Source organism: Prochlorococcus marinus CUG1438 (assembly GCA_017644325.1).
GTDB classification, from domain to species: Bacteria; Cyanobacteriota; Cyanobacteriia; order PCC-6307; family Cyanobiaceae; genus Prochlorococcus_A; species Prochlorococcus_A marinus_AA.
Map to the genome: position 1 here is coordinate 96,593 of JAEPLS010000003.1, position 22,885 is coordinate 119,477.

General features: G+C 30.9%; 23 protein-coding genes and 1 tRNA gene. 10 read left to right on the forward strand and 14 right to left on the reverse strand.

All coding sequences use genetic code 11. The annotated features are described in order from the left end of the window. Positions 1–27 precede the first annotated feature (27 nt). The 5 genes from pyrC to JJ847_08865 all read left to right on the forward strand — a co-directional run bounded on the left by pyrC (position 28) and on the right by JJ847_08865 (position 2,768). Positions 28–1,077 (forward strand): dihydroorotase, encoded by a 1,050-nt coding sequence (pyrC, locus tag JJ847_08845; GenBank protein ID MBO6960993.1) that lies wholly within the window; start codon positions 28–30, stop codon positions 1,075–1,077. A 101-nt stretch (positions 1,078–1,178) separates the two neighbouring features. Continuing rightward, a tRNA-Leu gene (locus JJ847_08850) sits at positions 1,179–1,264 on the forward strand. A 74-nt stretch (positions 1,265–1,338) separates the two neighbouring features. After that, complete coding sequence (locus JJ847_08855; GenBank protein MBO6960994.1) at positions 1,339–1,572, forward strand: NAD(P)H-quinone oxidoreductase subunit L; 234 nt, start codon at positions 1,339–1,341, stop codon at positions 1,570–1,572. Between the two features lie 4 nt (positions 1,573–1,576). Further along, positions 1,577–1,897, forward strand: a complete 321-nt coding sequence (locus JJ847_08860) for a DUF3007 family protein (protein MBO6960995.1) — start codon at positions 1,577–1,579, stop codon at positions 1,895–1,897. Between the two features lie 28 nt (positions 1,898–1,925). Next, positions 1,926–2,768: a tryptophan synthase subunit alpha gene (locus tag JJ847_08865; GenBank protein ID MBO6960996.1), complete on the forward strand. Its 843-nt coding sequence runs from the start codon at positions 1,926–1,928 to the stop codon at positions 2,766–2,768. 80 nt (positions 2,769–2,848) lie between these two features. Here JJ847_08865 and JJ847_08870 read toward each other — a convergent pair whose 3' ends face one another. After that, complete coding sequence (locus JJ847_08870; GenBank protein MBO6960997.1) at positions 2,849–3,205, reverse strand: AbrB family transcriptional regulator; 357 nt, start codon at positions 3,203–3,205, stop codon at positions 2,849–2,851. Positions 3,206–3,302: 97 nt separating this feature from the next. On the opposite strand from JJ847_08870, the gene JJ847_08875 reads away from it, so the two are divergent. Beyond that, positions 3,303–3,572, forward strand: a complete 270-nt coding sequence (locus JJ847_08875; protein ID MBO6960998.1) for a YciI family protein — start codon at positions 3,303–3,305, stop codon at positions 3,570–3,572. 206 nt (positions 3,573–3,778) lie between these two features. On the opposite strand, the gene JJ847_08880 is transcribed toward JJ847_08875, so the two are convergent. From JJ847_08880 to JJ847_08895, 4 genes are all read right to left on the reverse strand, one after another. Continuing rightward, complete coding sequence (locus JJ847_08880; protein MBO6960999.1) at positions 3,779–4,099, reverse strand: hypothetical protein; 321 nt, start codon at positions 4,097–4,099, stop codon at positions 3,779–3,781. After that, a complete protein-coding gene (locus JJ847_08885; protein MBO6961000.1) occupies positions 4,100–4,468 on the reverse strand; it encodes a DUF1232 domain-containing protein in 369 nt (122 codons plus the stop codon). Positions 4,469–4,505: 37 nt separating this feature from the next. Continuing rightward, positions 4,506–5,429, reverse strand: coding sequence for a sigma-70 family RNA polymerase sigma factor (locus tag JJ847_08890; protein MBO6961001.1), 924 nt, complete (start codon positions 5,427–5,429; stop codon positions 4,506–4,508). A 160-nt stretch (positions 5,430–5,589) separates the two neighbouring features. Then, positions 5,590–6,249, reverse strand: a complete 660-nt coding sequence (locus tag JJ847_08895; protein ID MBO6961002.1) for a bifunctional phosphoribosyl-AMP cyclohydrolase/phosphoribosyl-ATP diphosphatase HisIE — start codon at positions 6,247–6,249, stop codon at positions 5,590–5,592. 63 nt (positions 6,250–6,312) lie between these two features. Here JJ847_08895 and JJ847_08900 point away from each other — a divergent pair, with 63 nt between their 5' ends. Then, complete coding sequence (locus tag JJ847_08900) at positions 6,313–6,783, forward strand: 6-carboxytetrahydropterin synthase (GenBank protein ID MBO6961003.1); 471 nt, start codon at positions 6,313–6,315, stop codon at positions 6,781–6,783. 48 nt (positions 6,784–6,831) lie between these two features. Here the strand turns inward: JJ847_08900 and JJ847_08905 are convergent, their stop codons facing one another. The 9 genes from JJ847_08905 to JJ847_08945 all read right to left on the reverse strand — a co-directional run bounded on the left by JJ847_08905 (position 6,832) and on the right by JJ847_08945 (position 17,122). Continuing rightward, positions 6,832–9,414, reverse strand: coding sequence for an AAA family ATPase (locus tag JJ847_08905; GenBank protein ID MBO6961004.1), 2,583 nt, complete (start codon positions 9,412–9,414; stop codon positions 6,832–6,834). 61 nt (positions 9,415–9,475) lie between these two features. After that, positions 9,476–9,826 (reverse strand): plastocyanin, encoded by a 351-nt coding sequence (locus JJ847_08910; protein MBO6961005.1) that lies wholly within the window; start codon positions 9,824–9,826, stop codon positions 9,476–9,478. Positions 9,827–9,885: 59 nt separating this feature from the next. Continuing rightward, on the reverse strand, positions 9,886–10,869 hold the full coding sequence (locus JJ847_08915) for an NAD(P)-dependent oxidoreductase (protein ID MBO6961006.1): 984 nt from the start codon (positions 10,867–10,869) through the stop codon (positions 9,886–9,888). 8 nt (positions 10,870–10,877) lie between these two features. Then, positions 10,878–11,918: a uroporphyrinogen decarboxylase gene (locus JJ847_08920; GenBank protein MBO6961007.1), complete on the reverse strand. Its 1,041-nt coding sequence runs from the start codon at positions 11,916–11,918 to the stop codon at positions 10,878–10,880. Positions 11,919–12,035: 117 nt separating this feature from the next. Next, on the reverse strand, positions 12,036–14,300 hold the full coding sequence (gene glgB / locus JJ847_08925; GenBank protein MBO6961008.1) for a 1,4-alpha-glucan branching protein GlgB: 2,265 nt from the start codon (positions 14,298–14,300) through the stop codon (positions 12,036–12,038). A 59-nt stretch (positions 14,301–14,359) separates the two neighbouring features. Then, entirely contained in the window at positions 14,360–15,934 is a 1,575-nt protein-coding gene (locus tag JJ847_08930) for a CocE/NonD family hydrolase (protein ID MBO6961009.1), read from the reverse strand. A 6-nt stretch (positions 15,935–15,940) separates the two neighbouring features. Next, positions 15,941–16,207 carry a hypothetical protein gene (locus tag JJ847_08935; GenBank protein ID MBO6961010.1) on the reverse strand — a complete coding sequence of 89 codons (267 nt, stop codon included), beginning with the start codon at positions 16,205–16,207 and terminating at the stop codon, positions 15,941–15,943. Positions 16,208–16,271: 64 nt separating this feature from the next. Next, positions 16,272–16,667, reverse strand: a complete 396-nt coding sequence (locus JJ847_08940) for a DUF4332 domain-containing protein (GenBank protein ID MBO6961011.1) — start codon at positions 16,665–16,667, stop codon at positions 16,272–16,274. An 11-nt stretch (positions 16,668–16,678) separates the two neighbouring features. Then, the gene (locus JJ847_08945) at positions 16,679–17,122 is read right to left on the reverse strand and encodes a hypothetical protein (GenBank protein ID MBO6961012.1); all 444 of its coding nucleotides are present in this window, start codon (positions 17,120–17,122) and stop codon (positions 16,679–16,681) included. Between the two features lie 115 nt (positions 17,123–17,237). Here JJ847_08945 and JJ847_08950 point away from each other — a divergent pair, with 115 nt between their 5' ends. From JJ847_08950 to folB, 3 genes are all read left to right on the forward strand, one after another. Further along, a complete protein-coding gene (locus JJ847_08950; protein MBO6961013.1) occupies positions 17,238–21,134 on the forward strand; it encodes a translocation/assembly module TamB domain-containing protein in 3,897 nt (1,298 codons plus the stop codon). Positions 21,135–21,200: 66 nt separating this feature from the next. Further along, complete coding sequence (locus JJ847_08955) at positions 21,201–22,511, forward strand: glutamate-5-semialdehyde dehydrogenase (protein MBO6961014.1); 1,311 nt, start codon at positions 21,201–21,203, stop codon at positions 22,509–22,511. A 10-nt stretch (positions 22,512–22,521) separates the two neighbouring features. Then, complete coding sequence (gene folB / locus JJ847_08960) at positions 22,522–22,884, forward strand: dihydroneopterin aldolase (GenBank protein MBO6961015.1); 363 nt, start codon at positions 22,522–22,524, stop codon at positions 22,882–22,884. Position 22,885 lies beyond the last annotated feature (1 nt).

A 22,885-nucleotide genomic window follows, 5' to 3' on the forward strand; every position in this document is an offset into this window, starting at 1 on the left:
GTTAAAATTAATTAAATAAAAAAAATTTTGAATACTTTAACCATAATAAAACCTGATGATTGGCATTTACATTTAAGAGAAGGTCTTGTATTAAAAAATATTATTCATTTTACTTCGGAATTTTTTGGGAGAGCTATCGTTATGCCAAATACTAAAACTCCCATTACATCTGTTGAAAGCGCTGTCTCTTACAAAAAATCTATTGTTGAAGCGTTACCAGAAAGTTCTAAGTTTGAACCACTAATGACAATTTATCTTACAGATGATACTGATAAAGGAGAACTACTAAATGGTTTTAAAAATAATGTCTTTTTCGCAGCAAAATTATATCCTGCTAATTCCACAACAAACTCCAATCATGGAGTTAGGAAAATAGAAAATCTATATAAGATTTTTGAATTAATGCAAGATTCTGGAATGCCTCTTTTAATTCATGGGGAAGTTACTGATTCGGAAGTAGATGTATTCGATAGAGAAGAAGTTTTTATAGATAAAGAACTCTCTCAAATAATTAAAAGATTTCCAAAATTAAAAATCGTTTTAGAGCATATAACTACCTCTTATGCAGTGAATTTTGTTCAAGAAAATAATATTGGGGCTACTATCACTCCTCATCATTTGCATATAAATAGAAATGCAATGTTTTTTGGAGGCTTAAATAGTGATTTTTACTGCTTACCAGTTGCTAAGAGGGAAAATAATAGACTCGCTTTAAGGAAAGCTGCAACAAGTGGCGATAAATGTTTTTTCTTGGGAACTGACTCTGCTCCTCACCTCAGGAAGTGGAAGGCTTTTTGTGGATGTGCAGGTATTTTTAATTCACCAGTAGCAATAGAAAGCTATTTAACAGTTTTCGAAGAGGAGGATGCTCTAGATAATTTTGAAAAGTTTGCAAGTTTGAATGGCCCTAATTTTTATAACTTGCCCCCAAATAAAGAAAAATTAAAATTAGTGTCTAGACCAAATAAAATTAAAGAATTTATCGAAGTTGTTGAAGAAAAAAATATTGTAGGACAAATAAAACCATTTCATGCAGGTGAAACTTTACAATGGCAAGTTGAAGGGATAGTAAATTAAAAAATTTTGATTTAATCAGACAATTAAAAGTGTAAATATTCCAATTTTTCTTGGTTAAATGGGTTACTTTCAGCTACGATTAGAAAGCGCAAATTCCCTTTGGGAGTGTGGCGGAATTGGTAGACGCGCCGGACTTAAAATCCGTCGAGCGATTTAGCTCGTGGGGGTTCAAGTCCCCCCACTCCCATTATTTAATTATTTTTAGTTCTGACGATAACTTCCAAGAGTTGTTATGTTTTAACTAAGTAACCATAAATTAAAATGGAAAGTTTTTTCAATAATTCATTTGCTACTTTAATTGCTTATATTGGAATTATTTCAACCTATTTATTGGTTATCCCTTTGATACTTTTTTACTGGATGAATAATAGATGGAATATTATGGGCAAATTTGAAAGATTAGGAATTTATGGCCTTGTATTTCTTTTCTTTCCAGGTTTAATTTTATTTTCTCCATTTTTAAATCTCAGACTAAAAGGAAGTGGTAAAGGGTAAATAATTGACTAAAGGAAAAGTTATACAAATAGGTCTATTTATTTCATTAATAGGATTAATTAGTTATAAATTTGCACCGCAAATCGGGATCGATAATTTTACAGCCACTACTCTCTCAAGTTGTATCTTGATTTTGATTGTTATTACTTGGGTAACATCTTATGTTTATAGAGTTGTAAATGGAAAAATGACTTTTATGGAACAAAGGAAGCGTTATAGAAAAGAGTATGAAAAAGTTGTTAATGATAAACTAGAAAGCAAATTCAACTCATTGTCAAAGGAAGAGCAGGAAAAACTAATGGAAGATTTAGAAAAAAATACTTAAATTATTCATAGAAAAATATCTAAAAATTATGAAAGATAGCAAAATGCAAATTACTAAAAATGAATCTTTATCTAAGGTAGATGAAATGTTTTGTGAGTTAAAAAATAATAAAAGATTAGCTTTGATGCCTTTTATAATGGCTGGGGATCCCAATATTGAAATAACTTCTGAGATCTTATTAAAGTTACAAGAGAATGGAGCTGACCTTATTGAATTAGGTGTCCCTTACAGTGACCCACTTGCAGACGGACCTGTTATCCAAGTGGCGGCCTCTCGCGCCTTAAAGTCTGGTACTAACTTAGGTAAAGTAATTAAACTTTTAGAATCTTTAAAACGTAAATTAAATATTCCCATCATCCTTTTTTCTTACTTAAATCCATTACTGTGTTTTGGATTTGAAAAGTTTTGTGAGATGGCATCCAATGCTGGTGTTTCTGGACTCATAGTTCCTGATCTCCCTTTAGAGGAAGCTTATAAATTTTCTAGAATAGTTAGTAATTATTCTATGGACTTGATTTTATTGGTAGCTCCAACTACTCCTTTTGAAAGAATGAAACAAATATCAAATCATACAAAAGGATTTACTTATTTAGTAAGTGTTACAGGTGTCACTGGTGAGAGAAACAAAATGGAAAATAGAGTAGAAAATCTTATTGCTAAATTAAAAGATGTAAACAGCAATCCAATTGCTGTTGGCTTTGGAATATCCACTCCAGAACATGTTAATAAAGTTCGTGAGTGGGGAGCTGATGGAGTAATTATTGGGAGTGCATTTGTAAAACGAATTTCTAGTTCAAGTGAAAAAGATGTTGTAGATCACGTTGGTGAATTTTGTAAAGAAATGCGTTTAGCTGCTGATCAAAAAAAATAAATATAAAGATTTTTTATTAATTAAAAAAAATTATTACAGAAAATTAATTAAAAATGATATCCAATTTATTTTTGTTGTCTTTAAGATTCTTCTGTAGGTAATAATCTGATTTGCTTTCTTCCGAGCTTAATTTCGAATTCATCACCTGCTTTTAAATCAAGAAGTGCTGTATATGCTTTTCCAATCAGAAGATTACCATTGCCTTGAACTGTAGCTATATAACTAAGTTTTCTTCCACCCTTCCCAATGCCCGCAACTCTAGAATCACCAAGATTAACCCCTTTTGCTTCTAAAAGTGCTTCATAAAATGCAGTAAAGTTTAAGCGTTCACTTCCGTTTTTCTTAGTGGAAACATATCCACAGGCGCGAACTAGGTCAGATTTGCTAACATCACCTAGTTCTTTTACTTTTGCAAGGAGATCGCTACCAGTTAGCATAATTAATTAAAAGAAAGTTGTATTAAATAACATAGCAATTTGCATGTAATATATGCAATTATTTAGTATATATTTATTCTATTATTTATATTTAAAAATGGAAAAGTTTGTAGTTTTTGGAAGGTACTGTGAAGATGCAACTTTTAAAAGGGAACCATTTCGTGAACAACATCTTAATAGGCTTAAAAACTTAAAAGATCGTGATATTCTAATTACATTAGGGCCAACAAAATGTACCAAATATTTGTTTGGAATTTTTAATGCTAAAGATGTAAAGGAGTTGAAATATCTTATTGAGGAAGATATATATTGGGAAAAAGGTATATGGATTAATTATGATATATATCCCTGGATTCAGGCATTCTAAATATGATTTATAAAAAAAAATTAGTAATTATTAACTATTAATTAAAATAACTAATTGTATTAACTATTCATAATATTTTTGCTTTAATAATGCAATTATTTATCATATTGAGGAGTTAAAACGATATTTATTTAACGGTTAGTTTTAAGAGTTTGTATCATTTTTTATTAAAAATATAATATCTTAAATAATATCTAAAATATTATTTATTTACTAATATCTTGATTTATCTGGTTTACTAATGAGTCGATATCTAGTTGATTATAAGGTGGTGTTTGTTTTGTTTCTCGATAATCGTTCTTGATATCGTTTAACCATTTTTGCTCAATCTTTATAAGATTTTTTGCAATATTGAATATGCCCCCTTTTTTATATAATTCTTTAATTTTGAGAATAATCTCCGAGGTTCTGCTCGATTTAATATTTAATTCATTTGCTAAGTCTTTTTGGGTAAATCCATGCGACTTTAACCAATCTTTAATGAAGGCGACGAGTTCTTTTTCTTCCTGTATAGATAATTTACTCATTCAATAAAAAGGGAATAACTTGTTAAGCTTATTTTCTGCTCTTGCTCTTATTGAGGGAGTCATGTATTTGCTCCATATACTTAGTACTGCTGTGAGGGCTACAAAATCATCACTAAAACCAACTAATGGCATAAAGTCAGGGAAAAGATCAAATGGCATAATCAAATATGCTAGAGCAGCCATTAATGAAACTCTTACTTGTGCTGGAGTATAAGGATCTAAAGCCATCTCCAAAACTTCTAAGGCAGGCTTGGCAATTGTTCTTCCTGCTTTAATAAGAATCTTAATAATGATATTTTCATCTAATGTTGAACTCTCTAAAACTTCAGCATCATAGATTTTTTCTTGGGTTTTGTAATTCTCTTTCATCCTTATAAATGAAATCTAAATATTGTTAATGGAATTTTTAGCTAATACTATCAACTAATCCGTTCTGTATTCCTGCTTTTCTAAGTTTTCTTAAAGCACGTTGAACAACTTGTCGGCAATATTCCCGGCTACAACTCATATGTCTTGCAACTTCAGCTAAAGTTCTCCATTCATTTGAGCCGTCTAAACCAAATCTTAGACTTACTATTTTTCTTTCCTTCTCAGTTAAATTTGCTTTATCTAATAACTTCCAAGCCGAGGCTGTCCTTTCGGCTAATTCGGCTAATTCCATTGGGGGAGTCTGATCACTTGGAAGAATATCAACTAACTCGGAAGGGTCTGATTTTGATTTAACAGTACCTTGGAGACTAACAGTGATACTTCTCAATTCACAAGAAAGGAGTTCGTCAATCTCCTCTTTGGTTATTTTCAATTCTTCTGCAAGCTCATCACTAGTGGGTGGAATACCCTTAAGTTGCATAAGCCTTGATTTTGCTGATCTTAGTTTTGTAAGTTTTTCATTAATGTTAACAGGGATCCTTATCGTTCTACTTTGAGTTGACAATGCTCTATTTAAACCTTGCCTAATCCACCAATAAGCATAAGTAGAAAATCTATGTCCTCTAGAAGGATCATATTTTTCTACGGCCCTGGTAAGACCTAATGTCCCCTCTTGAATTAAGTCCAGTAATTCTAATCCTTTCCCTTGGTATCTCTTGGCAAGGTTTACAACTAGTCTTAGATTCGCTGTTATCATCTCGTTTTTAGCTTTCTCGCCAATTTTGATCTTTTTTCTTTCATCTTGGGAATATTCACAAGCCGGACCTTTCCCTCCTGCCTCTTGACATCTATTAACAAGTACAACCATTTCCTGGACTTTTCTGCCCATTGTGAGTTCTCTTTCGGGAGTCAAAAGTTCATGACGACCTATTTCACCAAGAAAATCGCTTAATGAACTCACGATTTACCTCATCGTTGATATATTTAACTTATAGTCAATTCATTAATAAGCCATACATGTAATAATTAATTAATAATTAATTAATAATTGTTAATTAACTAATTAAAACTATTTTTTTTAATTTTCAGGTTAAAAGTTATAAACTATAAATTTTAATTTTTTAATTTTTTCGTCTTGATTCTAGAACAGCAAGTACATCTCTCCACTCAATGCCTTTATGCATAAGAGCTACTTGCAGATGGTAAATTAAATCGGCAGCTTCATTTGAGATTGAATTTTTATCATTATCTTTGCAAGCCATTATAAATTCTGCAGATTCCTCTCCTATTTTTTTTAAAATAGTGTTACTACCTTTTGTTAATAAATGATTTGTGTAACTTTTTTCAGATGGATTGATGGATCTTTCGTTAATTGTATTAAATAATTCAGAGCAAATATTTGAGAAGGGAGTTGTTTTTTTCTCTTTTTTATCACTTTGATTAATTTGGATTTCGTTGAAAAAACAACTTTTTTCCCCAGTGTGACATGCTCCTGAACCATTTTGTTCAATCAAGAGGATTAGTGCATCATTATCGCAGTCGAATCTTATCTCCTTAAGTATTTGAGTACTTCCACTGGTAGCTCCTTTTCTCCAAATTTCAGATCTTGATCTACTCCAATAATGAACGTTTTTGGTTTCAAGTGTCATCGTTAAAGATTCTTTGTTCATCCAAGCAAGCATAAGAATTGATCCGTCAAGCCAATCTTGTGCTATTGCAGGGATTAATCCATAATTATCAAAGCGTAGATCCTCTATCGAAAAATTAGTTGAATAAGTCATTATGTTCTTTATGTTAAATCCTACTCAATGTGTTTTATTAAAATTTATCCTAACAGTTAATTGATGTATATTCATTCTCAGAAATTTTCATGCACCAAAAGTTACGAGGATTTCCCCTGCGCACATAGGCAATGGCGCCATGAAGGCCACTGCAGATTTGTGCATGGATATTCAAGATCATTTACCTTTTGGTTCACTGCAAAAAAATTAGACCTAAATGGTTTTGTTGTCGATTTTTCAAGTCTAAAGCCCCTCGAAAATAGACTAAAGGATCAATTTGACCATACTTTTTTAATAAATAAAGATGACCCTTTGCTTAATTACTGGAAAAAATTACATGACTTAGATGCTTTAGACCTGAGAATTATGGATAATGTGGGCATGGAGTTCACCTCTGAATTAATTTGGAGATGGGCTAATGAATATTTAAAGGATAAGGATAAGGGCAGAACATGTTGTTGGAAAACAGAATCAAAAGAAAATAAATCGAATAAAGCAAGTTATCAGGAAATTCCTGATTGGTTCAAATCTTAGATTAAAGTTGTTAAATTTCAAGTCATATAGGTTTCTTTAATTTTGAATTTAATCAACAATTATCTCTCCATTAACCAGATAAATATTAATCTCGTCTTTATTAAGGTAATGATTATTCAATATATTATTTGAAATTTTTGTCTCAATTTGTTTTTGAATAATTCTTTTTAAAGGCCTTGCACCATAGGCATGATCGAAACTATTTTCAACAAGTTGGTTAATTGCCTCATCAGTAATTTTGAAGTTTAATTTTTTTTTGTTAAGTCTTTTTTCTAATTCTTGAAGCTGAATTTTCGCAATTTCTTTTATGTCATTTAATTCTAAATTATTAAAAATAACTATTTCATCAAGTCGATTTAAAAACTCAGGCTTGAAAAATTTTTTAATTTCATTATTTACAACTTTTTTAATTTCATTTGCATCTTCTTTTCTAACTGATAAATCATTAATTGATTGACTTCCTAAATTACTTGTTAGAACAATTATTGAATTTTTGAAATTGATTGTACGACCTTGACCATCAGTAATGATTCCATCATCAAGAACTTGTAAGAGAATATCTAAAATATCTTTGTGAGCTTTCTCTATTTCATCAAGAAGTATCAATGAATAAGGATTTTTGCGTACAGCTTCAGTTAATTGACCGCCTGATTCGAAACCTAAATATCCAGGAGGCGCACCTATAATTTTGCTCACTGAATGCTTTTCCATATATTCAGACATATCCAGTCTTGTAATTGAAGAATTTGAATCAAATATAATTTTGGCGGTTACTTTACTAAGTTCTGTTTTCCCAACACCAGTTGGTCCTAAAAAGAGAAAACTGGCTAATGGCTTGCTTGGATCATTTAGACCAGTCCTTGATCTCTTTATGGAATCTGCAACAGCCCTAATTGCACTACCTTGTCCAATGATTTTTTCTTTAAGGATTGACTCGAGGCTCAAAAGTTTATCTTTTTCTGGCTGGTTTAAGTTTTGTACTGGAATAGAGGTCCACTTTGAGACAACTTCTGCAATATCATCTAAAGTTACCTCTTGTCTTAAAAGACTTGGATCTCCATTTTTTTGGGAATTTACTAGGGCCTCACTTTTTTCTTTCAATTTTTTTTGCAAAGAATTTAAAGTTCCAAATTCTAATTCTGCTGCTTTATTGAGGTCAAAACTCCTTTTGGCTTGTTCTATCTGCAATTGAACTGATTCAATTTCTTCTTTTATGGTGCTGATCTCATCAATTTCATCTTTTTCTTTTTTCCATTGAGTGCCTAATTCTGTCTGTTTATCTTTAAGGGATATAAGTTCATTATTGATTTTTTTTAATCTTTCTATAGAAAAATCATCTGTTTCTCTTTTTAAAGATAATTTTTCCATCTCAAACTGTAGAACTTTTCGATCAATTTCATCAATTTCTTCAGGTTTGGAAGTTATGACCATATTTAATCTTGAGGCTGCTTCATCGATTAGATCTATTGCTTTGTCAGGAAGAAATCTATCGTTAATATATCTTTCGCTAAGAGTTGCTGCAGCAACTAAAGCATTATCAGAAATCCTCACACTATGGTGAACTTCGTATCTTTCTCTCAATCCTCTTAAAATTGATACAGTATCATCTATTGAAGGAGCATCAACTTTTATTTTTTGAAATCTTCTTTCTAAAGCAGGATCTTTTTCTATATTTTGTTTATGTTCATTAATAGTTGTAGCACCAATACACCTAAGTTCTCCTCTCGCAAGCATTGGTTTTAATAAGTTGCTTGCATCTAATGAACCTCCGCTAGCACCAGCACCAACAACAGTATGAATTTCATCAATAAAAAGAATCATCTTACCGTCTGATTCCTTAACTTTCTTTAGGACATTTTTTATTCTTTCTTCAAATTCTCCACGATATTTTGCCCCAGCTATGAGTGAACCCATATCTATTGAAATTAATTGCCTATCTTGTAGAGCAGAAGGTACATCACCATTAATAATTCTTTGAGCCAACCCTTCAACTATGGCTGTTTTACCAACCCCAGGTTCTCCAATAAGAACTGGATTATTTTTTGTTCTCCTACTCAATATTTGAATGGTTCTTCTAATTTCTTCATCCCTACCAATGACTGGGTCTAAAATTCCATCTCGTGCAGATTGAGTTAGATCAATACCATATTTTTCCAAAGACTCATTAGAAGTATTAAATTCGTTTTTTAATGCTGGATCTGACTTCATTTTCTTTATAGTTTCAAGAAATTCTGGAATACCTTTTTGATTTAAAATTTGAAATCTATATTTATCATCATAAGTGAAACCGTAAATTAAGTGTTCTGTTGATATCACTACATCATTTAAAGTATTTTTTATATCATTAGCTTTTAAAAATATTTTGTGAAGACTATCACCAATATATAAATTATCTTGTTTATTCTTCATTTTTGCCTTCGAATTTAATGAAGAAATTATTTCGTTCTCAATCTTTTGAATATTTACATTAGTTTCCTTTAAGATTTTTTTTGTAAAGTTGTCTTGTTTTATAAGAGCTAATAATAAATTGTCAGAGTCTACGTTTTGTTGATAATTTTTATAAGAAATTTCTTTGGCTAAAATAAAACAGCTCCAAGCTGAATTTGAAAATTCGCTTGGAAATATTTTCATCAATCAAACAAGATATGAATATGACGGTAGTAAGTATTAAGTAGATTAAGTTTTAAAAATATTATTCAACAATAACTTTACCTACCATTCCTGCTCCTCTGTGTGGCTCGCAATAGTAATCATAAGTTCCTGCATTTTCAAATGTTTCTTCCCAAGACTCTCCTGGGGCAAAAGCTAGGTCAGCATGACTTAACTCCTCATGTCCATCAAAAACAGCATTATGTGGGGCTAATTTATTATTGACGAATTTAACTGTGTCACCAGTACTAATGGTTACTGTACTCGGTTCAAACGCAAGCATTCCAGCATCTGTTCCAAGTTTTACTTCAACAGTCTTAGCTGAAACTGATGAAATACCTAGACCTAGAGTTAAAACTATTGCGAATAACCCTGCAAAGATAGAACGTAACATAATTAAAATTTACTTATTTATATATATTACAAGGCTTTGGGAGCCTAACTGTGAGAATTTTAATTGTTATTACAGGTTGGTAACTTTGATAACCTTAAAATATCATTCAGGGACTTGGCATAACTTTTTAGTTTGAAAGTCTCAGGATTAGTGATGGGGACATGATTAAAGTCATATTTCTTGATGCTAAAGCTATCCCAAGGGGTGGTTTGGATGGGGAGAATTCTTAATAATATTTTTAGAATTTTTTTTGTAAGGGGTATCGCAAAATATCTCCTCCTATTATTTCTTTTTAAAAGCGTAATTATGGCCTGATCAATTGAAATATATTTCTGACCTAAGACAAATTTTCTAAAGCCTTTGTATTGTTCTTCTTTATGATTTTTAATAAGAAACCCACAAATTTGAGCGATATCATTTGCGTGTATAAAGTGAAATTTGGAATCTAGTTTTAAAAATCTTGCTAACCAAAGCCATTTCACAATTTCTTTCAATCCACTAGTTAAATAACTAACTGGATATTTACTTTCTTTCCCAAGATTTCCTCCAAAAACTAAGGTCGGAAAAACAGCGAAAGTTTTTTCTGCAAACGAGCTTTCTCTAAGTCTCTGGAAACATTCATATTTTGTTTGAATGTACTCTGTTCCATAAATCAATGATTCCCTCATTAATTCTGTTTGGGTATCAAGAATGCTTGCGGTTGAAAAATAAATAATCTTTTCTAATTTTTCAATATCAAGCATTTCAAGTAATTCTTCAAAAGCTTTAATATTCACTTCATAGGCTCTTCTTGGATCTCCCCAAGCTGTAGCCGTATGTATTAGGTAATTTATTTGACTAATTTCCTTTTTATACCGACTTGATTCCCTGATGTCACACACCATTAACTTGACTTTTTTATTTTCTTGAACAGAAATTGGCAACTTGCTTTTGTCTCTTACCATTAGATAAAGCCTGAATTTTGTGTTTTTTAAAAACCAATCAACTAAATATTGGCCAACACATCCATTCGCACCTGTGATTAATAAGTTTTTATATGACAAGACTTTGACTAGTAAGTGAGTTTTTTTCCATGTTCAAAAAATGTTTGCGCATTTTCTTCTGGAGTTCCAGGTAAAATCCCATGACCCAAATTGAGAATATATTTCCTGTCTTTAATTTTATTGAAAGTATTATCTATCCTTTCTTTTATTGATTCTTTGTTTCCGAATAAAATGCCAGGGTCAACATTACCTTGAATTCCTATCCCATTAGGGATTCTTTTACAAGCCTCTTCTATATCTACTGTCCAGTCTAATGAGATTATATCTACTCCAGTTTTTGCCATCCTTTCTATGACACCGGCACTCCCTGAAATGTAAAGAATGACTGGTGTTTCAGGGTGTTCGGCTTTTACAATGTCAATAACTTTTTTTTGATACGGCCCAGCAAAGATATCATAATCTTGTGGGCTTAGTTGACCTGCCCATGAATCAAAAATTTGTACTACTTGGGCTCCAGATTTTATTTGATATTTAAGATATTCACCAATAGATCTAGCAAAATGATTAAGAAGTTTATGAAGTAAATCTGGTTCTTTAAAAGCCATTGATTTTATTAAAGAATAATTTTTACTGCTTTTACCTTCAACTACATATGCAGCAAGAGTCCAAGGTGCTCCAACAAAACCTAAAACTGTTGCCTCATTATTCACATCTTTTTTTAGTGAAGAAAGAACCTTTCCCACAAAACTTAAACTCTCACTTGGATTTAACTCTTTTAAATTTTCTATCTGGTTAAGAGTTCTTATTGGGTCCTCAATTATTGGACCTTTACTTTCTATTATTTCAAAATTTATACCCATCCCCGGAAGAGGTGTGAGAATATCTGAAAAAAGGATCACACCATCTGGTTTGAAAGCATGAAAAGGCTGCATTGAAATCTCATATGATAGTTCTGGATTTTCAGACCTCTCTCTAAAGCTCGGATAACGCTCCCTTAAATCTCTATAGATTTTCATATATCTTCCTGCTTGCCTCATCATCCATACTGGAGGCCTATTTACTTTTTTACCTAATGCGGCAGAAAGTAGTAGTGGTAAATCTTGAACCATTTTCAATTCAATATGTTTTTAAAAAATTAAAATTCCAACTTAAAAATCTTACAATGCAAAGCAGAGCAAAAGTGTTATATGAACATTTATATGAAGCACTAAGTTAAATGAGCCTTCTTATTTTTTTGATTGATGTTTGAAGATACTCACGCTTAATGGGGGTAAAGCAAGTTCTAGAGCATTTTGATAATCATGAATATTGTAATTTATGGTTTCTTTACCCCCCATATTTCCTTTGTTACTGCCTCCGTATCTAGAGCTATCCGAATTAAATATTTCTTTATAGAAACCTTCCACCGGAACCCCTACTTTGTATGACCCATGAGTATTAGGTGTAAAGTTAGCAACAACGACAAGCCACTCATTGGTGTAGTTTTCTCTCCTCATAAAACTTATAACCGAATTAGATTTATCATTACAATCAATCCATTGGAATCCATAAGGATCAAAGTCATTTTTCCATAACGCGGCTTCATTTTTATAAAGTACGTTTAGGTCATCAACCAAGTTTCTGATACCTTTATGAGGCTCAAATTCTAGTAACTCCCATTGCAGATCATCCCAAACATTCCATTCTTGCCTTTGTCCAAATTCCATTCCCATAAATATCGTTTTTTTACCAGGGTGTGTCCACATATAAGTTAGTAAAGCTCTAGTGTTTGCATATTTCTTCCAGTCATCGCCCGGCATTTTATGCAAAAGATGACTTTTCCCATGGACAACCTCATCATGACTAAGAGCAAGCATAAAGTTCTCTGTGTAGTTATATGTTATTGAGAAAGTTACACTATTTTGATGGAATTGCCTAAACCAAGGATCTATCTCAAAATAATCGAGCATATCGTGCATCCATCCCATATTCCATTTTAAATTAAACCCTAACCCTCCCATGTCAGTTGGTTTGGTTACCATTGGCCAGGTTGTTGATTCTTCAGCGATAGAAAGTGCACCTGGGAAATGTTGAAAGAGTACATGATTAGCCTGTTGAAGAAATTTAACGGCTTCTGTATTTTCATTGCCCCCATTTTCATTTGGTATCCATTCGCCATCTGGTCGCAGATAATCTCTGTAAAGCATTGAAGCTACGGCATCTACTCTTATGCCATCAATATGAAACTCTTCAAACCAATAAACGAGGTTGGCTACTAAGAAATTTCTTACCTCATTTCTGCTGTAATTAAATATTAGGGTCCCCCATTCTTTGTGTTCCCCTATGCGTGAATCTCCATGCTCATAAAGATGACAACCATCAAAAAATGCTAAACCATGCTTATCTTTTGGGAAATGACCAGGTACCCAATCAAGAATTACGCCTATGCCCTCTTCATGACATTTATTGACAAACTCTCTAAATTCATTTGGGGTGCCAAATCTACTTGTTGGTGCATACCAGCCAGTAACCTGGTATCCCCATGAACCATCGAAAGGATGTTCAGATATTGGCATTAGTTCGATATGAGTGAATCCTCTCTTTTTTACGTAAGGGATTAGCTTTTCGGTTAATTCTGGATAAGTTAATAATCTTGTTCCAGGTTTTAAATCGGCTGCAGGTACTGGGTCTCTTGGTTTGCCATTGTCTTCAAGATATTTATTATCTGTTGATTCATGGAGCCAACTTCCTAAATGCATTTCATAGACAGAAATTGGCTTGTTAATTTGACTAGAAGAATCTCTATTTGAAATCCAAGAACTATCACTCCAATTGAAGTTTTTTAACTTTGAAACTATTGAACCATTTTGAGGCCTGATTTCATGAAGAAAACCATATGGATCAGCTTTCTCATAAATATGTCCTTGTTGCGTTCTTATTTCATATTTATATGTATCCCCTTCTTGCATGGTTGGCATGAACAGTTCCCAAATCCCCCCTAATCTTTTTTGCATTGGATGATATCTTCCATCCCAAGAATTTATATCTCCAATTATCGATATTGATTTTGCATTGGGAGCCCAAATGCAAAACATGACACCTTTTTGATTATTTTCTTCAATGAGATGTGCTCCCATTTTTTTCCAAATATGATGATGGTTACCTTCTGCAAAAAGATGCCTATCAACTTCCCCCATCCATTCTTCTCTATATGACCATGGGTCATATTGTGTATGTGTGATCCCTCCTCGTGAAACATTTATTTCATAATTAGAATATGGATTCTCGGGCAGGATTACCTCAAAAAGCCATTTATGGTTTATGTTTTCAGCATCGTAGGTATTATTTTTAAAATTAATTTTTACTTCGTCGGCCTCAGGCATCCATACCCTTATTACCCATTGCTCTTCATAAAAATGAGGACCTAATATTTTTAATGGATTATCATTGCAACAATTTTCTAGGTTGATAGCTTCTGATTTAATCCAGTCTGCTTGAATTGTCTCGATCATGACTGGTAGATATTAAGGATTTATAATATCAAATGATTAACCAAAAAAATAATTATTTATTAAAAAAAAGGGGTCATTTTCATAAATGTTTCATTCAGGTTAAAACTTAGAGTAATAATTCTATGGTTTGCTGAAGGCGCTCCAACATTTTTCACCCCAAATCCAGGGTTAACTCCAATAGCGGGATATGCTGCTCCAGATATAGATAAACGAAGCTTGGTACCTTTAATTAAACAAATATTTGTTGGCTGCATCTCGATCCTATAAATGCATTCCTCATTAACTTTAGAGTCTTTAACTCTTAAGAATCCAGTTGAAAATTGATTTACCTTTTCATCACCTTCTTCAACTAGAGATAAAGCAAGGCAGATATCAAAATTTGGCTGATCACTTTTTACAAGAATTTCTAATGTGGGGACTCCTCTAAAAAATTGATCTTCTTCAAAATAATTCGTTTGAAAAACACCTACATCCAAGCGCTTATCAATAATATTTCGATTAAACTTTCCTGGATTTGGACCTAAATGACCACCGTCAGACGGAGTAGGTCTCCATGGGTCATTAACTATCGTAAACCAACCTGTTCCTTTTGAATTTATGGTAAGACTTCCATCTTCAACATCTACATTTGCAGTTCCATCGCTTTTTAGCCCAAAAATATATTCAGGATAAAATTTATTATCTAATGCTTCCCAATCATTTAATGAAATATTCCATATTTTTTTTTCGCCTTTTGAATTCTTAGAATTAAATTTTTCATCTGATTTTAAATGTTTATCAAAAAATTTTAATAAAGATTCTTGTGATCCTTCCCACCAATTTAGGTGGCTAGCATCCCCAATTATTATCTCTGGACTGCCTCCAGCTTCTTTAGATTTTTTGTAAAGATCTAATGCACCTTTTAAATGTGGATCCCAAAGCCCTCCAATAATTAACATGGGTTTTTGAATCCACGATGAGATTGGTTTGAATTCTTCAAAAGAGTATTCATTATTTAAATTATTAAGCCATTCCAAAACAAAATTATTAGGGTCATATCTTTTTAAAATATTAATTCCTTCTCTTAGATAACTTTTATCTTCTAAAGCTAATCTTATCTTTTCCCATGCGAGTAAATTTTTTTCTCTTTTCATTTTTAGTGCTGCAATTTGCATACCCCATGCGATATTGTTGTGCCACCAATATGCCCCACCATCTGAGCACCAATGATTTTTAATATTTAACCCTGTCATTGCTGGAGATAAACAATTGGGAGGATTTGAATTTAATACGCCGGTTAGTTGAGTAAATCCTTGATATGAAAATCCATATAAACCAAGCATTCCATTGCATTCTTGAAGAGATCTTACCCATTCGTGTGTTTCTGAAGTGTCACTTGCTTCTTGTGTGAACCCATTGAAAACTCCTTCAGAAGATCCTGTACCTCTGACATCTTGAATAATTACCATATACCCTTTTGAAGCCCACCACATTGGATGAGAATAGGTAATCGTTGAGGCTATTTCTTTACCGTAGGGTTGTCTCATTAATAATGCAGGCCATGGCCCATCTCCATTAGGCAACCAAATCCTTGATGTAAGTTTGACTCCATCTCTAAGAACTAGAGACTTGTCAAACCATCTTGAATTGAACATCTAATTTTAGATAATATCTGGACAGTGCAGTCCAATAACGTAAATAGAAAAAATCTCAGCATTAACAGGAGTTAACTTATTTTTTTTTGATACGTACTCTATGGCTTTATCTGAATTAGCGGAAATACCTTTTGAATTAAATTCTCTAAACTTATTACATATATTTAAAGCTGCATCTGGATTCTTTTTTACATTTTCTAGCAAATTTGATTGACCGAAAACCTGGGATGGTGAGCTGAAAAATAAGAATATAAAAAATAAAAAATATTTCATTATTTAGGAACTTTTTTAAATTCTACATTAAAAAAATTTTTTAACCAAGGGTTCAAATGGATTTTTAGATTTGATTTGCTCTTTCAATCCATTTTTTTAAAAGGGCAAAGGTTATTTTAGTCTCAGTTTTAACTTTAAGACTTCTTTCTAATCTTCCTATTTTGCGTTCTAGTTCGTAAGGTGTAGATATTGATAATGATTTAATAGATCCAATACCGCAATGTAAAAGTAAGTAAGCTTCTGGTGGGGAAATTGCTATTTCTTTTTTAAAAATGGCAATAGCTCTTATTTTTTTTAAATTATTTAAGGTACATAACGGAGATTTACTTTGAATCTCATTTATATCTAATTCCGAAAGATTACTTATTCTCTCGAAGTCAATTAGGTTATTTTTAATAAAAAAAGATTTCTCATGTCTATAGTTAGCTGGTAAAAAATCTAAAAAGCTTTTTTTTTTCATTTTTTAAAAGACTAATTCATTCTGACACTTTTCTTAATTTCTCCTACTACGACTGGTTTACTTATCCCATCTGAAATTTTTTCAAGTTTTCTTATCTTTATTTTCACGTTCGCACCAGATCTGCTACCTTTTCTTAGGTTTTCTGATAATTGTTTTAAAGTTGGTTCAATAGACTCTTCAGGAAAGTTTTCCTCAGCTTTAGCAATAATCAAATCGAATCCATTGTCATAAACAATTGGAAGATATTTTGCACCTTCTATTATTACTTTTTCACTATAACTTTGTATAAATGCCCAACTACTTAAAGAAAGTAATAATGAGAAGATAGTTGCTCCTATTATTCTAAATTTAAAACCAAAATTAAATATAAAAGCAATTGCAGTGACTATTGAAAGTAATATTCCCATTATTCCAAATATTTTCGGAGTGTTCTCAAATAGTTCAAAAAGAGACATTTACTGGCCTTGACCTAATTAATTTCTTATATTTTGTAAGCCTACACTATTTTTGGGCTCTAACTTGAAAAAAATTAGATCTCTAAATTTAAATACAAAAATTATTTTCCTAGGGATGGTTTTGTCCTTAGGATTTCTAGGCACCATTTTATTGAATAATTTTTTAAGGGAAATTTATAGTTCTAGGAAATCACAACTTGAAGAAAGTGTTGAGAAGTTTCTAAATAAGAAAGTTGAATTAGGTGATTATTACGGATTGAGATTTTTAGGAATTTCTCTAGGTAATTCAAGAATTATTGATAAAAAAAATATAAATTCAGAAATTAAAGCAAAAAATTTATATGTTGGGATTATGCCTATTAGATCTTTTTTACAACAAAAATGGATATTAAAAATAAGGCCTGAGAAAGCTCAAATTGATGTAGATAGAGATTTTTTTAAATGGGATAAATCTTATAAAAAAGGTTTGATTTCAAATAAATCAAAGCTTAAATTCGACTTAAATTTTAATTTAAATAAATATTCAGTTTTGAAGCTAAAAAAATTAGGATTCAAAACAAAAGTTAAAGGAAATATTTTTTATAAGTCCAGTAGTAGAGAGATTATTGCAAATTTAAAATCTAATTTTGATAGGAAAGGTTCCTTGAAATTTAAATTTAATACGAAGTTAAATAAAGACTTTTTAAGTTTGGAGTTATTTTCAAAAGGATTAGACCTTGGAGATACTGAATATAATATTGCCAACAGGAAAATTAGTCTTAAAAAAGGTAATTTTAAATCTAATTTTAAATTTTATAAATCCTCAGAACAAACATTTTGTCAAGGTAGATTCTCTTTTACTAGTTTAAAAATAAAACCTGAAACTTTATCAGAGAATATAAATTCAGAATCAACTAGTTTTTATTGTAAAGATAAAAAGTTAATAGTAAATTCAAATAACTTAAATTATGGAACTTTAATATCAAATTTTGATATAAATGTTCCATTAAACAAAACTTCTAATAATATTGAACTTAAGGGAAGTATTGGTTACATTAATAGTCTTAATCCAGATATTAAATTGTTTGGCTATTTGCCATATTGGTTTGATAAAAGAGGAGTTAACTTTGGAAATATAGACTCAAGTTTTAATATAAATAGAACTCAACTATCAAATTTAAATATTTTTAGAAAAAATAATGTAAGAGGCTTTATTACTGCTAAAGGAGAATTAAAAGGAAAGATTAATGATCCCAATCTTTCTATAAAATTTAATGTTGATTATCCGCATTACAAAGGAATTCGTATAAGGGAAACATGGGAAGGAGATATTAAAAACAACAATAATAAATTTCTGTTAAACATGAAAAATAGATATTCTCCAATCCCTTCATTTCTCTCAATTGTATTTAATTCTGAGCTTAAATTAGATAATGTAGCTTTTAGTAGGGTTTTTAATTCTAATAAAGGGAGTATAAAGTTAGTTAAAAAGGAAAATGGCTACTCTTGGAGCGCTGATAATTTTCCCATTGATGAACTTGAATTATCTACAGGTGATAATCAATTTGATAGAATTAAGGGAATCATAAATGGTGCGGGATCATTATCTGCGGATCAGACCTTTATTGATGGAAAACTGGCTTGGAATTCAGGTAAATATAGAAATATAAAGCTAGCTAATTCATTATTTGATTTTAGGTTCAAAAATGATTCTTTTTTTGTAAATTCAATTTTGTATCCAATTGATGGAGGGACGATTGAGGTTGAATATAATTCAGAAAATAATAATTTAATTAATTTAGACTTTAAAAATATAGGAACAAGTTGGTCAATTCTGACTGCTGTTGATATTTTAAATTTTGATAGTAAAAAAGTTATTCCAACAACAAAATCTAATATCTTGGATGATTTGGAAATAAATAAAGATAATTCTTCCTTCAAAGAGAGGATCGATTTTATTAATAACTTTCTTGAAAAAAATAGTGCTCGAGAGGATAAATTCAATTTACAGAAATATTTCAGTAAATTTAACAGCAGATATAACGGGAGAGTAACCATTAAAGGTGATAGACCACCAAATTACAAAATAAATGCAAAGTTAAATGGCTATCTAGATGTCTCCAAAGATGATTTCAATAAATACAAAGAGGAATTTTCCATTGATATGGATGGGGGATTATTAAAAGGTGAAGGTTCTCTAAAAATTAAAAACCTACCATTAAGTGTTGCAAATATTTTTTTGAATAAACCAAAAGATTTTCAGGGTGGGTTGGATATGAATTTATTTTATGATTTAGATAAAAATTATTTCACTAGTGAGATTTCATCCAACAATACATCAGTCAAAAGTAATAAATTAGATTTTAATAAAGGACTAATTGAATTTAGTAATTCTGTTTTTGATATTGATTTTTCCTTGCTATTAAATAATTCTGAAATCCCAATTAATTTTGAAGGCTCAATACCTATTAATAAATCGGAGAAATTGGATATGAGATTGATTGGAAATGGAAAATTTATTGATTTAATAGATATTTTTTCTGATGAATATTTTAACTTTAAGGAAGGCAATGTAAATCTCAGAATGATAATAAAAGGTACTAGAAATAAACCAATATTAAATGGATTTTTAGTAATTAAAGATTCTGAAGTTGATATTTACGAGAATACAATAAAAGATATTAATAGCTTGATAATTTTTGATTTTGATTATTTAGATATCAAAAATCTAAAAGCAAAATCCGGAAATAATGGAAATATTTCAATAAGTGGTTCTTTGCCTTTTTATAGTAAGAGTGACTACGATATGTCATCTATTAATTTGATAACGAAAAAAATAAATGTAAAGAATGAAAATTTTAATTTCTTAATAGATTCAAATATAGATTTAAGTGGATCATTTGAAAATCCTGTTCTGGGAGGTAATCTATCTCTTAATAATGGATTTATTAACTTTAATAGCACTAGTCAAAATAACAAAATAGATAATAATTCTAATAGAAAAGAATTTAAAAAGAATTGGCCTGAACTATTTTGGGACAAGAACAAGAATATTGAAATAATTTCAAATGAATCAATTTTGAATTCAGTTCTACTAGGAGAGACATTGCCAAATTATTTGGATAATTTGCGTTTTAATAATCTTAAATTGAAGCTTGGACCAGAGTATAAACTTCAATATTCCGATATAATTCAAGCTTATTTAGATACTAAATTAGACCTTAATATAAATGGTTCAGTAGGAAAAGATTTAAATGCTAGGGGTCTTATTTATCTTAAAAAAGGCAGAGCGAATCTTTATACTACACCTTTTAAACTTGATAAAAATAAGGATAATTATATTTTGTTCGCCTCAAGAAGTGGGGTAGTTCCATTTATTAATTTCTCTCTAGTTAGTAAAGTTCCAGATTCTATAATTCCTATAAGTGAAAATAATAATAATTCAAATATATCAGGCGATATAGATGCTGATGCAAATGAAAGTGGTTTTGGAACATTTGGAATTGGCAATACAAGGCTTATAAAAATTGAAGCTTCTTATGAAGGCTTTTTAGATCAATTATCTTTTGAAGACGAAAATAAAAGAATCCAATTGAGGAGCACTCCAAGTTATAACAGGTCACAAATAATCGGTTTGATTGGAGGTAATTCTGCGAATTTAATAAATAGGGCATTTATTTCTCAACTTAATAATGCGGATGCTTTTAGTGAGAAATTTCAATTATCTTTATATCCTGCCTTAATAGAAAATAATGATTCCTATAACAATATTGTTTCTAATGAAAATATAGATATTGAAAATAATGGGCAATCATCTTCTAATGAGGAATTTTATTCTCAGGCTTGGGTTGCCGAATTAGGACTTGACATTACTGATTCAATAAATTTTTCCTTTCAAGCTGTTCCAGGGAGGGATGATCTTCACCCTATAGGAATTTTAACTTTTCAGGCCAATCCAAACCTGGAATTATTAGGCTCTTATGATTCTAATGGAGATTGGAAAAGTCAATTTCAATTATTTTTTAGATATTAATTATCAAAGAGAGTTATTTAAAGAATCCTTAATTTGAATTATTATTAAATTAATTAAAAAGTTATTATGGTCGATATTTTTGAAGTTTCTCAACCAGGGAATGAACTTTTAGAAAAAGCTGATCAAGTTCGTTTTGCATCCACAAAAATTAGTCAGGCTAAAAATCAAATGAGAATTAAAGCCTTAAATTTTATGGCAGATTATTTAGAAAAAAATACTGGTGAAATTTTAGAGGCTAATAATGAGGACTATACCAGCGCAGAAAAGAAAGGTATTTCAAAAGCTTTACTCTCTAGATTAAAATTGTCAAAAGAAAAATTAAATTTAGGTATTGAAGGTGTAAGAAAAGTTGGAGACTTGCCTGACCCTGTTGATCAAGTCCAAATTAAAAGAGAGCTTTCTAATGGATTGATCCTAGAGAGAAAAACTGTTCCTATAGGAGTTTTAGGGGTTATCTTTGAATCCAGGCCAGATGCTGTTATGCAGATTAGTTCTTTAGCTATAAGATCAGGAAATGGAGTAATGCTCAAGGGTGGTAGTGAAGCAAATTTAACAAATACTGCAATAGTGGAAGCACTAAAACAGGGTTTATACGAATCAGGTCTTGATAAAAATGCAATATGTCTTCTAACTAGTAGAAAAGATAGTATGGCGATGCTCAATCTTGAGAAACATATTAATTTAATAATTCCAAGAGGAAGTAACGAATTAGTTAAATTTATTCAAGAGAATACAAGAATTCCTGTACTAGGACATGCTGATGGAATTTGTCATTTGTATATAGATAATGAGGTTGATTTGGAGATGGCTTTATCAGTCTCTATTGACAGTAAAATTCAATATCCTGCAGCATGTAATGCTATTGAAACTTTACTATTGCATAAAGAGATTGCACCAGCTTTTCTAAAACAGGCTATACCTTTGTTTAATTCAAATGACGTTAAATTAATCGGAGATGAAAGATCTGTTGAATTAGGAATACAGCATGCGGCTAGTTTAGAAGATTGGCAAACTGAATATTTAGATTTAATTTTGTCAATTAAAATTGTGGAAGATCTTGATGAGGCTATCACTCATATTCAAAAATATAGTTCAAAACATACAGATGGAATAATTACTGAAAATTTAAGCAAGGCTGATAAATTCATGAATATAGTTGATAGTGCTGGAGTTTTTCATAATTGCTCTACAAGATTTGCAGATGGGTTTAGATATGGTTTCGGGGCTGAAGTTGGGATATCTACTCAAACTCTTCCACCAAGAGGCCCAGTTGGTCTTGAAGGTTTGGTAACTTATAAATATTTCCTCAAAGGCGATGGGAATATAGTTGATGATTTTTCATCCGGTAAGGCTACATATACACATAAAGATCTTTAAACTTTTAAAAATGGAGACTTTTTTAAAAATTGAGAATATCAAACTTTGGGCTAGGGTAGGTGTCCTTGATGAAGAAAGAAAATTAGGGCAATTATTTAGTTTGGATATATTTTTATGGACTGATTTCGAAAAGTGTACCGTAAATGATGATTTAAAAAAAACAGTTGACTATTCAAAATTAGTTCAAATTTTAAAAGATCAATCAAAGACAATATATTGTTTTACAATCGAAAAATATTCAAATGCAATTTTAGAAATTATTAATCAAGAATTTAAGCTATCTAAAATTAAAATTATTTTGACAAAATGTAATCCTCCAATTAAAGGTTTTGATGGGAGGGTGTCAATAGTAAGAGTTCTCGAAAATAATTAAA